Source organism: Sulfuricurvum sp. IAE1 (assembly GCF_004347735.1).
Lineage (GTDB): Bacteria > Campylobacterota > Campylobacteria > Campylobacterales > Sulfurimonadaceae > Sulfuricurvum.
In genome coordinates, this window is record NZ_SLTI01000063.1 from 26,513 (window position 1) to 41,339 (window position 14,827).

Here is a 14,827-nt window from a genome sequence, read left to right on the forward strand (position 1 = left end):
ATAGTATTCTCACCAAAAATTAGGGGTAAAGATGGAGCAATTCGCGTTTATCGTCGCACTGCTGCTGATCGGTATGGCGCTCCAAAGAGCCGATGCCCCCGCCGATTTCTCCAAAAGCCTGAACTTTTTCGTTATTTACGTCTCCCTCCCTGCGACGGTGCTGCTGCAGGTTCCCAAGATCGATTTCGACCTCTCGGCGCTGGGGATCGTCCTTGTCCCGTGGCTGCTTCTGCCGATTACCGCGGCGATCGTCGTGCTGATGACCCGTAACCAGCCGCTCCACGTCCGTGCGGCACTGCTGCTCGTGATCCCGCTGGGGAACACTTCGTTTGTCGGGATACCGATCGTCCAGACGCTGCTGGGGGACAATGCCATCCCCTACGTGCTGATGTACGACCAGTTCGGAACGTTTCTGATGCTTTCGCTTTACGGAAGCGCGGTGATCGCCCGTTATGAGAGCGGGGTGTTCCACAAGCGGCTGATCCTCAAGAAACTGCTCCTTTTCCCCCCTTTTTTGATACTTCTTTTTGCCCTCGGATGGGGGGAGATGCCTGCACAATCGCAGCCGTACCTGCAGATCCTCTCCTCTACCCTCGTTCCCCTTGCACTGGTATCGGTAGGATATTCACTCAAACTCCGTGGAGAGGTCGATTATCCCCTGTTCGCCAAGGCGCTCGCCCTTAAACTCCTGCTGATGCCGCTCATCGCGTTCGGGATTTTGCGGCTCATGGGGGCGGACTTTCTCGCACTTCAAACAGGGGTACTTGAATCGGGAATGCCTTCGATGATTACGGCGGGGGCGTTGGCGATCGCGGCGGGCTTTGCCCCTGCTCTGAGTGCGGCGCTGGTGGGATACGGTATCCTCGTTTCGCTCGTTACGCTGCCGATGATTGCGTATCTGATGGAGACAGTGCGTTAGAAGCGTAGGCTTCGCGGCCGGTGACTTTGTCCTGCAGCTCTTTGGCCATTTCGGCGCGGGCACGCATCTCCATCATGGCCGCCGTTGCCGCCACACGGTAATCCTGAGGGCTGGGATCGGCGGGTGCCATCGCCGCCGCCACGATCTGACGCGCTTTGAGGATCGTTTCTTCGGGCGTTTTTCCTCCCGAGGTATCGATGGGGACTTCCCCTCCCGTCGCGTACATCTTCCCGTCGGGGCCTTTGGTATAACTAAAACTCGCCCCTCCCCCCACGACACCGCCTCCGGCAGCGAGATGGGCCGCCTCGTGGGCCCGCACCTGCGCGTCGGTGGCCTGAAGTTTGGCGACATAGGCTTGAACTGCCGGGTCTTGCGAAGTCGAAGCGTCCGATGGGCGGGAGGTTGCTGAAGTTTCTGTCTTCTCCTGGGATGATTCGGTCTGCGCAGAGGAAGAGGGGAAGGTTTCGTCCGTTCCGCCGCGCGGGGAAAGATAGGGTGAGGGAAAGGATGAAACACCGGGGGTGACGTTCATCGTTTTGGCCTCTTATTGCTGGTGCGATCCGTCGCAAAACGGCTTGCGCCCCGAGCGGCCGCAGCGGCAAAGCCATTTGTCGGTATCGGCGTCGACCGAAAAACGGATCGGTTCTTTCCCCGTCCCTTCGTGGTGTCCGTCGCAAAACGGAAAACTCTCCGAAAGGCCGCAGGTGCAATAAGCGTATTCGACCCCCGCGTCAAGCGAGGCTTTGAAAGGGGCGTTTTGAAATTTGGTTTCCATCGGATGCTCCTTGAGGGGACGATCGCGGAATCGTCCTTTTGCGCCTCTGGCGAGGCCTCCTGCCGCGGACACGCATCGCGGCACCGACAAACCTTTCTCTGTATAAGTAAGAATGATAACACGTTTTTTTTGTTTACCATTTGCATGGACAATTTACCCCGAAAATTCAAACGTGCTTAAAGGAGAAACCGAAAAATTGGGCGGAATGCGTTGACGAGAGGCCGGTGATGAGGATTTAAGCGCTTTTTTGTAACAAAAAACCGCCATTGCAGATGGTATAATTTCATCTAACATTATGCAAAGGAGCGGCGTGGACATCGTAGATAGAGTCGAAGTGCTCGTTAAAAAAACCTATTACACCTACGAGCGCTACGAACTCGACGCGACGTTTGCGATGCTCTATCACGAACAGCCTATAACGCCAGCCGAGCTGGGGCAATACGTCCGCATCTCCGATCATCTGGTACAGCTTGATGAAAAGCACTATTTCATCATTTTCGCCTACACCGAGCATGATAGCGCCGTCAAGGCGTCTCAGAATCTCGTCCACAAACTGGACCACCACTTTAACGACCATACCAGCTGTATTGCGCTCGATAGCTTCAATCCTTCCAAATCGGCCAAAATCGTCCTTAAACGGCTCCAGGCAATCCTCGACGAAACCCGCTCGCGCTCCTATACCCGCGTCGAAACCGAAGAGATTTTCGACCACTGAAAACGTGCGGATCGGCACGAAAAAACCGTTATGACGTTATGGATTAAAGCGATAAACCGTTGTTGCTATTGTAAAAAAGGAAGTTTTGTAGAAGTGGCGGGCAGACTGAGATTCGAACTCAGGGACCTGTTACAGTCGCCGGTTTTCAAGACCGGTGCATTCAACCGCTCTGCCATCTGCCCGTATAAGAATTGAGTGTATTTTAGTGGAGGCGGCACCCGGATTTGAACCGGGGATCGAGGCTTTGCAGGCCCATGCCTTACCACTTGGCTATGCCGCCGTCTATGGTGCCCGAAGCCGGACTTGAACCGGCACAGTGTTACCACCGAGGGATTTTAAGTCCCTTGCGTCTACCGATTTCGCCATCCGGGCAACGGACACAAAAAAATACCCCAGCTCAAACATCGGCTCCCGATATTTCAACTGGGGTTATGGAGCGGGAAACGAGGTTCGAACTCGCGACCCCAACCTTGGCAAGGTTGTGCTCTACCACTGAGCTATTCCCGCATTGTTTTTGTGGACTGGAAGTATAGCAAAAAATTTTCGGCGTGTAAAGAGTCCGGAGAAAAATTTTGCGTTTTTCACGGGCGGAAAAGGTTTTTAGAGTATCGGTGCGGTATAATCGCGCCATTTAAACCATAAATATTGACGAACAAAGGAAATCCCTATGCGCAGCGATACGATCAAAAGAGGATTTGACAAAACCCCCCACCGGAGTCTCCTCCGTGCGACGGGGCTCAAAGACGAGGACTTCAACAAACCGTTCATCGGGGTGGCGAATTCGCACATCGACATTATCCCGGGGCACTTTTTCCTCCAGGAATACGGCCGTATCGTCAAAGAAGCGATCCGCGAAGCGGGCGGGGTACCGTTTGAGTTCAACACCATCGGCGTCGACGACGGGATTGCGATGGGGCACGACGGGATGCTTTACAGCCTCCCCAGCCGCGAGCTGATCGCCGACAGCATCGAGACCGTGATGAACGCCCACAAACTCGACGGCCTCATCTGTATCCCCAACTGCGACAAGATCGTCCCGGGGATGCTCATGGGTGCACTGCGGGTCAACGTCCCCACGATCTTCGTTTCGGGCGGTCCGATGAAGGCGGGACACAAAAAAGACGGTACCCCCATCGACCTTGCCACGGCGTTCGAAGCGGTCGGGAAGCACGCCGACGGCAAAATGTCCGACGAAGAGCTCTATGAGATCGAGTGCGAGGCGTGCCCGAGCGGGGGGAGCTGTTCAGGGATGTTTACCGCGAACTCGATGAATACCCTCTGTGAAGCTATGGGGGTGGCGTTGCCGGGCAACGGAACGGTTCTGGCGATGACCCCGGAGCGGATCGAGATGGTCAAGACGGCGGCACGCCGCATCGTCGAGATGGTCAAAGACGAAAACCCATCCAAATGGAACATGCGTAACATTCTCAACGAAAAAGCGGTCCACAACGCGTTCGTCGTCGATATGGCGATGGGCGGTTCGTCGAACACCGTGCTGCACATGCTCAGCATTGCCAAAGAAGCGGGGGTCGATTTCGACATCACCCAGATCAACAAGATCAGCGAGAACGTCGCCCACATCGCGAAAATTTCTCCGTCGCTCTCGACCGTGCACATGGACGACATCAACCGCGCGGGGGGTGTTAATGCGGTTATGAAAGAGGTTAGCCGCCGCGGCGGAATCTTGCATACCGACGCGATGACCGTGACGGGGGAGACGATCGGCGAGCGGATCAAAGACGCCGCGATCAAAGACCCCAATATCATCCACACGAACGAAAACGCCTACTCTCCGGTCGGCGGCTTGTCAATCTTGTTCGGTAACCTCGCCGAAGAGGGTGCCGTCGTCAAAACGGCAGGGATCGCTCCGGGAATGCGCCGGTTCAAAGGGACGGCGATCTGCTTCAACAGCCAGCAGGAGGCGATCGCCGGTATCGTGGGGCATAAAGTCAAAGCGGGGAACGTCGTCGTTATCCGCTACGAAGGCCCTAAAGGTGGTCCGGGAATGCAGGAGATGCTTGCTCCCACCTCCCTTATCATGGGAATGGGACTGGGTGAGAGCGTCGCGCTCATCACCGACGGCCGTTTCAGCGGCGCGACCCGCGGAGCGTCGATCGGGCACGTGAGCCCCGAAGCGGCGGAAGGGGGGCTGATCGCCCTCATCGAAGACGGCGACGAGATCGAGATCGATGTAGACAAACACCTCTTACAGCTTAACGTGAGCTACGAAGTACTCGAACAGCGCCGACTGCACTGGAAACCGATCCAAAAAGAGATCCCTTCCAAATGGCTCAAACGCTACAGCCTCCTCGTTTCCAACGCCTCCAACGGCGCCGCACTCAAAACGGAACTGTAATCCTTCGCTTTCCCCGGCCTTCGGCCGGATTCTTCTCACATCATCAATCGTTAATTATGTTTGGCGTGTTCGAACTCGGGGACGATTTTCCGAAGTCCCGCAACGACGTCATCGGTATGTTCGAGCGCCGCGATGTCGCGGACGAGATCGTCGATCGGATAGCGGGTTGAGCGGGCGATCATGATCGATTCGAACGCCGTTTTCTGTTCGCTTTCGTCGATCAGGAGCTCTTCGTAGAGTTTTTCACCCGGGCGCAGACCCGTGTAGACGATCTCGACCGGGCGGGTGGCGTAGAGGCGAATCATCGTCTCGGCGAGGGTGCGGATCTGCACCGGCTGACCCATGTCGAGGATGAAAAGCTCTCCCCCGCGCGCGATGGCGGCGGCTTGCAGCACCAGCTGGCACGCTTCGCTGATGAGCATGAAGTAGCGGGTGATTTCGGGGTGGGTGATCGTGATGGGTCCCCCCGCCTCGATCTGGGATTTGAATTTGGGGATGACACTGCCGCTGGAGCCCAGGACGTTTCCGAAGCGGACCGAGACGATTTCGCTGTTTTTCGGATCAACGTTTTGGGCGTAGAGCTCGACGACCCGTTTGGTCGCCCCCATGACGTTGGTCGGCCGGACCGCTTTATCCGTCGAGATGATGACGATTTTGGGGACGTCGTGGGCAATCGCGCAGTCGATGAGGACCCGGCTGCCGAGAATGTTGTTGCGTACCGCGGCGCGCGGGTTGGACTCGCACAGCGGCACGTGTTTGAACGCGGCGGCGTGGATGACGATCTGCGGGCGGGTTTCGGCGAATATCCGATCGAGCGTTTCGGGGTCGGTGATGCTGCACAGGTACAGATCGGCTTCGGGGATTTGTTCGCCGATCTGGTAGAGGTTGTACTCGCTGTGATCGATCAGCGAAAGACGTTCGGCGCCGAAGCGGCGGCACTGCAACGAAATTTCGCTCCCGATGCTCCCCCCGGCTCCGGTGATGAGGACTCTCTTGCCACGGATGAAGTTTTCGATAGTCCGGGTATCGAGGTCTTTGGGGTGGCGGGCGAGGAGCTCTTCGACCGAGAGCGGCGCGACCGTTTCGGCCCCCTCGGAGAGGAGGGCGGAGCGTTTGATTTCCGCCACGCCCGCTTTACTGAGGAGTTCGTAGGCGAGGCGGAAGTCGTCGTTGCCGAGCGAACCGTCGATGATCGCCGCGGAGACGTCGCGTTCCCTGACGGTCTCTTCGAGGCGTTCGGGGGCAATCACTTTGATGTTCTGCACGCTCGAGCCGACCATGTGGCGGCTTGCGGCGTCGATGGCGACCACGGCAACGGGGTAGTAGGGGATGGAACCCTCCAGCGCGCTCTGGATCAGGTGGGCGGTGGCGGGGGAGACGCCGACGATGACGGTCGTGCGGAGATCCTCTTGCGGGACGGTGAAGCCGAACACAATCCGTTTGAGAAGACGTAATCCGCCCAAGAAAAGGATCGAGAGGATCAGGTCGATGATGATGACGCTTCGCGGAAACGGGGCGAAAAAATCGGCAAACAGGGTGTGGATCAGCGAAAACAGCGCATAGGCCCCCACCAGCGCGTAGACGAGTTTTTTCCCTTCCCCGAGGCCGTAGTAACGCCAGATGACGCGATAGTTTTTCGACGCATAGATGAAGACGAGCTTGAGGGCGATCAGCGTCAGTGCGACCGACACGAAAGGGGCCATGAACCGTTCGGGGATCGTAAAATTGAACCGCAGCAGGTAAGCCGCATAGAGGGTTGCGAACGAGAGGAGAACGTCGAAGAGGACAAAAAAGGCGATCCTGCGGGTCGTCGTCGGGCGGAAGATCTTTCGCACGCTGCTCACGAGAGTACCGTTTTGATTGTCTCGCAGACGCGGCTGACGTCGTCGCGGCTCATCCGGGTTCCGCTGGGAAGGCACAGCCCGGTTTCGAAAAGGCGCTGTGATGTGCCGTTTTCGATACGAAGCGCCTCTTTGAACAGGGGTTGCAGGTGCATCGGCTTCCACAACGGGCGGCTTTCGATGTTTTGTCCTTCAAGGGCGAGGCGGACCCGTTCGGGATCGGTACGCTCAAAGGTAAGGGTGGTCAGCCAGCGGTTTCCGCGGGTACCTTCAAGCTCAGGCATGAACGTGATTTCATCGATGCTTTCGAGTTCTTCGCGGTACCACTCGAAAATCTGCCGCCGTGCCGAGATCCGCTCATCCAGCACCTCCATCTGTCCGACGCCGATGGCGGCGAGGATATTGCTCATGCGGTAGTTGTAGCCGAATTCGGTATGTTCGTAATGGGGGGCGTCGTCGCGCGCCTGCGTCGAATAAAACCGGGCTTTGTCGATGAATTCCTTTTGAGGCGATACGAGCATTCCCCCTCCCGAAGTGGTGAGGATTTTGTTACCGTTGAAACTGTACGCGCCGAATACCCCGAACGTCCCGCTTTGGCGGCCCCGGTAGAGGGCTCCGAGGCTTTCGGCCGCGTCTTCGATCAAGATGATGCCGTGGCGGTTGCAAATCTCGCCGATGCGGTCCAGATCGGCGCACTGGCCGTAGAGGTGGGTGAGGATCAGCGCTTTGGGTTTTTTGGGAGCACGCGCGATCGCCTGTTCAAGCAGCTCGGGGTCAAGATTCCAACTCGCCGTATCCGAATCGACGAAAAAGGGGATCGCGTCTTGGTAGAGGATCGGTGCGATTGAGCCGATAAAGGTGAACGAGGAGGCCAGGACGACGTCCCCTCTCCCGATGCCCAGAACCCGCAATGCCAGATGCAGAGCCGCCGTCGCCGTCGAGAGGGCAAGGGCGTTGGGGGCTTGGGTGTAGGAGCGGATGCTTTGCTCGAACCGCTCGACCATCGGTCCCAGCGGGGCGATGTAGTTGCTCTCGAACGCTTCGGCGATGTAGGTTTGCTCCCGCCCGCTCATGTGCGGCGGGGAGAGGAAAAGACGGGGATTCATGGGAAAACGGTCCTCCAGATGTAGCCGATGTCCCCCCAAAACGACCATTCGTGCATGTAGCGGCGGTTGAGGCGGACTTTATCGGGCCAAATAATTTCGTCATTATACCGTTTCGGGTCGGTCTGGGCGGCAAGGATCTGTTCTTCATCCTTGTATTTGAGGGTCGCGGGTCCCGTGATCCCCGGACGCAGCGCGAGGATTTCGGCATCGTCGCCGCTGAGGCGGTCCATGTAGCCGCTGACGTCCGGACGGGGGCCTACCAGGCTCATCTGTCCCAGCAGGACGTTGATGAGCTGGGGCAGTTCGTCGATTTTGGTACGGCGGAAAAAGGCGCCTGTGCGGGTAATGCGGGGATCGTGGGCGGTGGTGACCGTGGTGGTGTAGTCGGCGACGGGGCGCATCGTTTTGATTTTGATGACGGGGAACGGTTTGCCCCAGCGGCCGATGCGCGTCTGGATGAAAAAACCGTTGCTGCGGGTGTCGATGGAGGCCGCGACGAAAGCTACCAGGATGATCCACCATGTGGCGGCAAGGCCGAGGGCCGAGACGACGAGGTCGAAACTCCGTTTGAGGAAACGCTGGCGGAGGGTCATATCAGACCTTCAGCCGGTAGATTTTGGTGAGGGGATCGAGGATGACCGGCTCGAACAGTTTGGGATCGTACCGCTCGAATACCCCCATCTGGATGAACGTCGAATTGAGGTAGTAGTCGTCCAGCACCAAAAAACGGCCGTAGCTGGGGAGATAGATCAGGTTGATCCCCTCTGAAGCGAATTGCTGGCGGGCGACCTGAAGTTTGTTGTTCTGATCGTAACCGGCCTGGTAGAACTCTTTGATGGGAACTTCCCGATCGCCGATTTTGACGACATTACGCTCTTTAAGAACTGATACGCCGTTGCCCAGATCGAGGGTTTTGCCCGTGTCCTGTACCGCACCGGTCATGTAAAAATAGGGTTGGGGACGGTTGTCGGGAGTGTTGAGGTCGAGGTTGGAAAAGAGCGTTACCGTCGGGAGGATATCGATCATCCGCCAGGGGAGGTAGAGGTAGACTTCGCGCGATTTGGCGGGCAGTGAGACGTTTTCGCCGTAGCGCAGGGTATCGAGGTAGTCCGCGACGTTTTCGGCCGTACCGTCTTTGCGGAGGAAGAGGGTGTCGGCAATCTCTTTGTACCCCGAGGAGACATAGGTCTCGACGGCGATGCGCGAGAGGCGTGCCGCTTCGAGCGCTGAGGAGGTGGTCAGGATCTCGCTGACGATAAAGTTGTCGTGGTGGTGTTTGCCCCCGTCGATGAGAGTGTTGGTGTGGGTATAAAACCATAGCGGATAGCCGTAGTCCCACCAGGCGATCGTGTAGTCTTTTGGGGAAGCGATCGATTTGAACCGGTCGAGCGCCGCGGTTTCTTTGGCCGTCATGACGGTGGGAACTTTGTATTCGAGGATGTGGACGATATGGGCTGCGAGGAGTACGGCGGTCGAGACGCCGATGACCGTGTACCGGATTTTACGCGACGCAACGCCCGCGGTGATGAAATAAAGGAGATAAACCACCCCTAGCGCGGCAACGGGGACGGCATAGATTGTAAAGCGCAATCCGCCCCAAAAAGCGAAGAGCCCGATCCCCAGCAGCGGAAGGGTGAGGATAAACGCCTTGTGCCGGACGACGAGGGCGACGTAGCCCAGCGAGGCGGCGATCAGCGCCGCGGTGTTGCCGCTGATACGGTTGGCGATCTCGGAAAAGGGGATTTTTCCCGCTTCGCGTACTGTCTGGGTGACCTGGAAGAAATGGAGCGCACCGTCGGCGGCGGTCCCTTTGGCGGTGTAGCTGGCGATTTTCGCCCAGATGAGGGAGACGACGTTGCCGTTGACGAGGAATACGGCAAAGGCGAGCACCGCGAGGACGAGCAGCAACCGCAACGAAAGTGCTCCGCGCCAATAAGCGACGCTCAGAGCGGCGATCAGGAGGAATTTGACCCAGACCGGAAGGAGGAATAGGGCGACCGAGAGAAGCGCGATCGAGTAGTAGGTAAAAGGCTCTTTGCGGTGGAAGAGGAGCATGTACCCCATGTAAAAGAGGGAGACGGCGTAAATGACCGAGAGCCCCTGATCGTACAAAAATGGGTAAGCGAGGATCGAGAGGGCGCTGAGGAGCGCCCACGTGACGTTCTCTTTGATCGTCGTCGCCATGAGGAAGTAGACGATGAGCATCGGCGCCATCGCCGAAAACATATCGGTGTCGTAGTATCCCGCCATCGTGCGGTTGTAGTAGCTCCAGGCGATCGAGGCGATGAGGGCGGCGAAAAACCCGAAATAGGCGGCATTGAAGAGCCGGCCGATCAGGATCAGCGGGACAACGACGAGTGAGGAGACGAGCACCGGAAGATAGAGCATCACGCTCTCGAGCGGGAAAAACTTGGCGCCAAGGGCCGTGAGGGCGATCGTGGCCGAGCTCCACGGCTCCGCGACGCGGGGGTTGTGTTCGAATATTCCGCTCAGCGAGTGCTGGGCCGCGGCGGCGAAATAATAGCCGTCGTTGGTGTTGATCATCAATCCGGCGTTCCAGTGAAATTCGGGGATCCCCGAGGCCCAGTCGATCCAGATCAGGCGCATCCCGACGCTGAACGCGTAGGCAAAAAGGATCAGGAGGATAACGTGCAGGGTCGAGGTTCGCTCGTTGGGGAGTGAAAAATTCATCGTTGGCCTTGACGCGGGATTTTTTTCAGAATCGTTATTATACCGCCTATGCTCCCAAAGCCGTAACTGAAATGGAGTACCGCAAACGCTGCGATTTGGCGTAGCCACGTCGTGTTTTTCCCGATCTGCGCGGAGCGGATTCCCACCGCTGCGAGATAAAGCCCGAGTACCGCGGCGCCGATCCAAAGAAAAGGGGCCCAAAGAAGCGAAAGGAGCGTCGGGACGATCAGCCCCAGCACAAAGAGCAACGGGACGAAATGGCGCAGGCTCAGCGAACGGAGCGTCCGGGTGTAATAGGGGGTGAGGATGTTCCAGTAACCGTTTTGGTAGTTGTTGCGCCAGAGCCCGGCGTAGGTTTCACGGGCAAAATAGGTGCAGGTGACGTCGGGGATGAGATAGATTTTTCCCCCTCCCCGGGCGATCCGCTTGTTGAATTCGATATCCTGGTTGCGGATGAGCCGCTCGTCGAAGAGGCCGTATCGCTCGAACGTATCGCGCCGGAAACAGCCGAAAGGGACCGTATCGGCTTCGACGATTTCCGAAACGCCGGTACGAAACGAGGAATTTCCGACGCCGAACCGGTCGCTGAGGACGTTTTGGATCGCGTTGGCGGTAGGGGTTTTGCTCATCGTTTCGGTGCGGCAGACGGCACCGACGTTGGCGGCGCCGAGCCGGATGCTCGCATCGACGAGACGTTCGAAGTAGTCGTGCGGATACTCGGTGTGGGCATCGAGCCGGATGATGTATTCCCCTTTTGATGCGCTGACCCCGAGGTTCAAAGCGGCGGGGGCGATTTTTTTGGGGTTGTCGATGAGCCGGATGAAAGGGTGGCGCGCGGCGTAGCTTTCGACGATGGCGCGGGTGGCGTCTTCGCTTTGGCCGTCGATGACGATGACTTCGAGCCGGTCGTGCGGGTAGGTGGTCCGCAGAACCGAATCAAGGCACCGCCCGATGTAGCGTTCCTCGTTGCGGCAGGGGATGATGATCGAAAGCGATTTCATGCAGGTTGCCCGGCGTGTCGGATTTTTGCGGGGACGCCGTAGGCGGTCGCTCCCTCGGGGATCGAACGGTTGACGAGACTGGCTGCGCCGATGAGCGCTCCCCGCCCGATCACGATCCCCGAACGTCCCGAGAGGACGGTGCAGCGCATCCCGAGGTAGGCCCCCTCTTCGATCCGGATCGGGGTATGGGTCTGGTTTCGGCCGTGGCAGGCGAAATAACAGCCGTACGAAATCGTGACGTTGTCTTCGATGAGGGTGAGTGAAGGGTCCATGTCGTCGAGATAGCATTTCATCCCGATGAAGACGTTTTTGCCGATTTTGAATCCGATTGCGCGGTAGAGGAGGATACGCAGGGTGTTGAAAGGGAGCGCGGGGATGACGACGACATTGATAAATTTGCGCAGCGGTTTCCAGAAGATCAGCCAGAGGGGGTAATGGGCGTAATAGGGGGGAGTGCGCCGCAGTATATAGGCGTAAAAGAGCCGTACGAGGAACATCAGCGCCCCTCCCCTTTGTTCAGCAGGGTTTCGTAGAGGGCGAAGAGTTTTTGTTTTTCGCACTCCCAGTTGTAGGTACTCACGACCGCTTTTTTACCGTTTTCCCCCATTGCGCGGGCCCGGTCGGGATGGTCGATGAGGTAGGTGATCGCCTCGGCAATCGCTTCGGGATCGAGCGGATCGACGAGAAGACCGCACTGCGCGTTCTCGACGATCGAACGCCACAGCGGGAAATCCGAGGCGATGACGGGGATTCCGGCGGCCATGTATTCGAACATTTTGACCGGGAGGGCATCGACGTAGTTGCGGGTCGGGTGGAGGGTCACCAATCCCGCTTTGGAGCGGCTGAGAACCTCGGCCACTTCGGCACGCCCCAGAAAGCCCAGCATGTTCACCTTCTCCCATCCGGGGGTCTGCTCCGCTTTGGTTTGGAGTTCGGCGGTCTCGAATTTCCCCCCGAGGTTGAGGCGGACGTTTTGGGTACGGCTCATTGCGGTAATGATTTCAAAGACCCCGCGGATCGTCGAAATCCCCCCGATGTAGCACACTTCGTCATGTCGGTTTTCCCATGCCGCGTCGTTGGAGAGTTCTCCCAGGACGGGGAAGTTGTTGATGTCCACGCTGCGGGGGTTGATCGGCAGGAATTTCTCCCGGATGTAGGGGGTGGCGGTTACGACGGCGTCGAACCGTGAGCACGCATGGCGTTCGTAGGCGGCTGAGGCTTTGGAGAGGAGCGCTTTGGACGCCGTCCCCAGGTACGCTTTGCTGAGGATCTGTTTGGGGAGGTCTTCGTGGGCGTCGAAGATCACCTTTTTCCCCAGCTTTTTGAGTTTCAGCCCGATGGGCATCAGCTCGGGGTCGTGGAGATGGTAGAGGTCCGCACCCAGATCGCGCGCTTTGTCGAACACGGCGCGCACCGTGCGGGTAAAACGGCTCAGGCGTCCCCCTGAGGGGGCGCCCGCATCGAGGATACGGACGCCGCTGCGCGTTTCGTCCCCCTTGCCGTCGGCAACGATGAGATAGACCTCGTACCCCTCATGCTCGGCCAAAGAGGCGCACTCTTTGACAAAGATGCGCGTGTCGTAACGGGGGTGGGCCGAGGTGAGGTGGGCGATTTTAGTTAATTTTGACGTCATAGATCCGCTCCCATTCGGCGATGTTGAAAAGTTTCCACCTGGTTTTTGCGTCCAGTTTTGAATAGTCGTACGTCGTACAGAGGGTGCGCAGCAGGGGGCTGTTGCGCACGGAAGCCTCCATCGCCTCGGCGTGGGCTTTGAGCCATGTCGCACTCGGGGCTTCGAATCCGATTTTGTCTTTGCGCCATACCACTTCGAAAGGGAGGAGTTTTTCGACCCCCCGGCGCAGAAGGTATTTTGTCCATCCCTTATGAATTTTCAGGTCGTTGCGGATCGCGAGGGCGTTTTCCACGTTCCGGTAATCGACGAAGGGGAGCCGCGCCTCGACCGAATGGCACATCGAATTTTTGTCTTCGTATTTGAGAAGATGGGGCAGTTGGGTGGAGGTGATCTCCAGAAGCTGCAATCCCAGAATGTTACCATAGTTTCGGGCCGAATCGCGGAGGGTGCCTGTGCTGAGGCGGTCGAAATATTCGGGTTTGATGAACGAAAGCTTTTTCTTGAGCCGTGCCAGCCGTATCGACGCGTTCGTGAAATAGACGAAATACTGCAGGAGTTTCCACGGGGTGAGTTTGGAATGCCTGAAGCTCAGCCAGAACCCCCGGAACCTCGCCGAGCCTTTGAGGCTGAGGAGGTAGGCGGGAAGATAGCGTTCGTACCCCATGAGGGTTTCGTCCCCCCCCTGCCCGTCGAGCATCACTTTGCACCCCAGCCGGTTGGCTTCTTCGAAAACGAGGTACTGCATGATGATCGAGGGGCTTCCGAAGGGTTCTTCCTGGATGCGGATCACGTGTTCGAGGCAGGCGCGGAACGCGTCGGCGCCCGGTTCGATGACGTTCAGATCCAGGGCGCAGTGATCGGCGACCGTGCGGGCCCATCGGCTTTCGTCGTTGGATGCTTCACTCGATTTGGCGTGAACCGCGCTGAGAGAGCGATCTTTGGTATTGTACATTTTCGCCGCGATCGCCGCGACGCTCGAGCTGTCAAGACCCCCGCTGAGGCAGGTCCCCACCTTTACGTCGGAGCGGAGGCGGATTTTGATCGCGTCTTCGAGGGAAGCGGCGTAGGTGTGGACCGCTTCGGCTTCTTCGAGCGCCCCCATACTCTCGTCGATCCGGATCGTGTAATAGCGCTGCAGGGTAAAATCGCCCGTTTTGAGATCATAGAGGAGGTTGTGCGAGGGGGGGAGTTTGAAAACCCCTTCAAAAAACGTTTCGTCGGTGTGTTCTTCGTAGCTGAGAACCAGGTAATCCATCAGGATTTTCGTATTGACGTTCCGCTCATACAGAAAAGGGAGAAGCTGTTTGATTTCGGAGCCGAAGGCGAACCGTCCAGGGGTCTGCACGTAGTAAAACGGTTTGACCCCGAAACGGTCGCGGCTGCAAAAGAGGGTTTGGCGTTCACGGTCGTAGAGGGCGAACGCCCACATACCGTTGAAGCGTGAAACGCACCCTTCCCCCCACTCCTCGTACGCGGCGAGGATCACTTCGGTGTCACTGTGGGAGGTGAACGCATGGCCGCGCGTGATCAGTTCGTCACGCAGTTCGAGGTAATTGTAGACCTCTCCGTTGTAGACGATGACATAGCGCTGCGCGCGGTGCATCGGCTGGTGTCCCTCTGGGGACAGGTCGAGGATCGAGAGCCTCCGGTGGCCGAGGGCGACATTGTTTTCGAGGAAGAACCCCTCATCATCGGGCCCCCGGTGGCGAATGCGGCCGTTCATAGCCTCGATTTCGCCGCGGGGGATGGGGGTGTTGCTTCGGTCGATGATTCCGCTGATTCCGCACATG

The 14,827-nt window shown here is 57.9% G+C and carries 13 protein-coding genes and 4 tRNA genes; 3 read left to right on the forward strand and 14 right to left on the reverse strand.

Annotated features, from left to right (window positions below; translation table 11 throughout):
• Positions 1 to 31 precede the first annotated feature (31 nt).
• A complete protein-coding gene (locus E0765_RS11295; RefSeq protein WP_132813337.1) occupies positions 32 to 919 on the forward strand; it encodes an AEC family transporter in 888 nt (295 codons plus the stop codon).
• On the opposite strand, the gene E0765_RS11300 is transcribed toward E0765_RS11295, so the two are convergent.
• Together E0765_RS11300 and E0765_RS11305 are read right to left on the reverse strand one after the other, a co-directional pair.
• A complete protein-coding gene (locus tag E0765_RS11300) occupies positions 876 to 1,451 on the reverse strand; it encodes a putative metalloprotease CJM1_0395 family protein (RefSeq protein WP_132813338.1) in 576 nt (191 codons plus the stop codon). The genes E0765_RS11295 and E0765_RS11300 overlap by 44 nt on opposite strands.
• Positions 1,452 to 1,463: 12 nt before the next feature.
• Entirely contained in the window at positions 1,464 to 1,694 is a 231-nt protein-coding gene (locus tag E0765_RS11305) for a CDGSH iron-sulfur domain-containing protein (RefSeq protein WP_132813339.1), read from the reverse strand.
• 310 nt (positions 1,695 to 2,004) lie between these two features.
• On the opposite strand from E0765_RS11305, the gene E0765_RS11310 reads away from it, so the two are divergent.
• Positions 2,005 to 2,409, forward strand: coding sequence for a hypothetical protein (locus E0765_RS11310; RefSeq protein WP_255417912.1), 405 nt, complete (start codon positions 2,005 to 2,007; stop codon positions 2,407 to 2,409).
• A 94-nt stretch (positions 2,410 to 2,503) separates the two neighbouring features.
• Here E0765_RS11310 and E0765_RS11315 read toward each other — a convergent pair.
• The 4 genes from E0765_RS11315 to E0765_RS11330 form a co-directional block, all read right to left on the reverse strand.
• Positions 2,504 to 2,591 (reverse strand) — tRNA-Ser (locus tag E0765_RS11315).
• Positions 2,592 to 2,615: 24 nt separating this feature from the next.
• Positions 2,616 to 2,689 (reverse strand) — tRNA-Cys (locus tag E0765_RS11320).
• 5 nt (positions 2,690 to 2,694) lie between these two features.
• A tRNA-Leu gene (locus tag E0765_RS11325) sits at positions 2,695 to 2,781 on the reverse strand.
• Between the two features lie 60 nt (positions 2,782 to 2,841).
• Positions 2,842 to 2,916: transfer RNA gene (locus tag E0765_RS11330), tRNA-Gly, on the reverse strand.
• A gap of 160 nt (positions 2,917 to 3,076) precedes the next feature.
• Between E0765_RS11330 and ilvD the strand changes: the two genes are divergently transcribed.
• Entirely contained in the window at positions 3,077 to 4,765 is a 1,689-nt protein-coding gene (gene ilvD, locus E0765_RS11335) for a dihydroxy-acid dehydratase (protein WP_132813341.1), read from the forward strand.
• A 50-nt stretch (positions 4,766 to 4,815) separates the two neighbouring features.
• Here the strand turns inward: ilvD and E0765_RS11340 are convergent, their stop codons facing one another.
• The 8 genes from E0765_RS11340 to asnB are packed head-to-tail and all read right to left on the reverse strand — an operon-like array spanning position 4,816 to position 14,826.
• Positions 4,816 to 6,591: a UDP-N-acetylglucosamine 4,6-dehydratase family protein gene (locus E0765_RS11340; RefSeq protein ID WP_132813534.1), complete on the reverse strand. Its 1,776-nt coding sequence runs from the start codon at positions 6,589 to 6,591 to the stop codon at positions 4,816 to 4,818.
• A gap of 14 nt (positions 6,592 to 6,605) precedes the next feature.
• On the reverse strand, positions 6,606 to 7,712 hold the full coding sequence (gene pglE / locus E0765_RS11345) for a UDP-N-acetylbacillosamine transaminase (protein ID WP_132813342.1): 1,107 nt from the start codon (positions 7,710 to 7,712) through the stop codon (positions 6,606 to 6,608).
• Entirely contained in the window at positions 7,709 to 8,305 is a 597-nt protein-coding gene (locus E0765_RS11350; protein WP_132813343.1) for a sugar transferase, read from the reverse strand. The genes pglE and E0765_RS11350 overlap by 4 nt, the downstream gene beginning before the upstream one ends.
• A 1-nt stretch (position 8,306) precedes the next feature.
• Positions 8,307 to 10,403 (reverse strand): STT3 domain-containing protein, encoded by a 2,097-nt coding sequence (locus E0765_RS11355; RefSeq protein ID WP_132813344.1) that lies wholly within the window; start codon positions 10,401 to 10,403, stop codon positions 8,307 to 8,309.
• Positions 10,400 to 11,404, reverse strand: a complete 1,005-nt coding sequence (locus tag E0765_RS11360) for a glycosyltransferase family 2 protein (RefSeq protein ID WP_132813345.1) — start codon at positions 11,402 to 11,404, stop codon at positions 10,400 to 10,402. Before E0765_RS11360 ends, E0765_RS11355 begins: the two co-directional genes overlap by 4 nt.
• A complete protein-coding gene (locus E0765_RS11365) occupies positions 11,401 to 11,901 on the reverse strand; it encodes a DapH/DapD/GlmU-related protein (protein WP_132813346.1) in 501 nt (166 codons plus the stop codon). Before E0765_RS11365 ends, E0765_RS11360 begins: the two co-directional genes overlap by 4 nt.
• Complete coding sequence (locus tag E0765_RS11370) at positions 11,901 to 13,037, reverse strand: glycosyltransferase family 4 protein (RefSeq protein WP_132813347.1); 1,137 nt, start codon at positions 13,035 to 13,037, stop codon at positions 11,901 to 11,903. The genes E0765_RS11365 and E0765_RS11370 overlap by 1 nt, the downstream gene beginning before the upstream one ends.
• Positions 13,018 to 14,826: an asparagine synthase (glutamine-hydrolyzing) gene (asnB, locus tag E0765_RS11375; RefSeq protein WP_132813348.1), complete on the reverse strand. Its 1,809-nt coding sequence runs from the start codon at positions 14,824 to 14,826 to the stop codon at positions 13,018 to 13,020. Before asnB ends, E0765_RS11370 begins: the two co-directional genes overlap by 20 nt.
• Position 14,827 lies beyond the last annotated feature (1 nt).

Excerpts from the sequence above, each read along its gene's own strand:
- E0765_RS11300 (WP_132813338.1), bottom strand. The coding sequence starts at position 1,451 with ATGAACGTCACCCCCGGTGTTTCATCCTTTCCCTCACCCTATCTTTCC.
- E0765_RS11295 (WP_132813337.1), top strand. The coding sequence starts at position 32 with ATGGAGCAATTCGCGTTTATCGTCGCACTGCTGCTGATCGGTATGGCG.
- E0765_RS11370 (WP_132813347.1), bottom strand. The coding sequence starts at position 13,037 with ATGACGTCAAAATTAACTAAAATCGCCCACCTCACCTCGGCCCACCCC.
- ilvD (WP_132813341.1), top strand. The coding sequence starts at position 3,077 with ATGCGCAGCGATACGATCAAAAGAGGATTTGACAAAACCCCCCACCGG.
- E0765_RS11365 (WP_132813346.1), bottom strand. The coding sequence starts at position 11,901 with ATGTTCCTCGTACGGCTCTTTTACGCCTATATACTGCGGCGCACTCCC.
- E0765_RS11305 (WP_132813339.1), bottom strand. The coding sequence starts at position 1,694 with ATGGAAACCAAATTTCAAAACGCCCCTTTCAAAGCCTCGCTTGACGCG.
- pglE (WP_132813342.1), bottom strand. The coding sequence starts at position 7,712 with ATGAATCCCCGTCTTTTCCTCTCCCCGCCGCACATGAGCGGGCGGGAG.
- asnB (WP_132813348.1), bottom strand. The coding sequence starts at position 14,826 with ATGTGCGGAATCAGCGGAATCATCGACCGAAGCAACACCCCCATCCCC.
- E0765_RS11360 (WP_132813345.1), bottom strand. The coding sequence starts at position 11,404 with ATGAAATCGCTTTCGATCATCATCCCCTGCCGCAACGAGGAACGCTAC.
- E0765_RS11350 (WP_132813343.1), bottom strand. The coding sequence starts at position 8,305 with ATGACCCTCCGCCAGCGTTTCCTCAAACGGAGTTTCGACCTCGTCGTC.
- E0765_RS11355 (WP_132813344.1), bottom strand. The coding sequence starts at position 10,403 with ATGAATTTTTCACTCCCCAACGAGCGAACCTCGACCCTGCACGTTATC.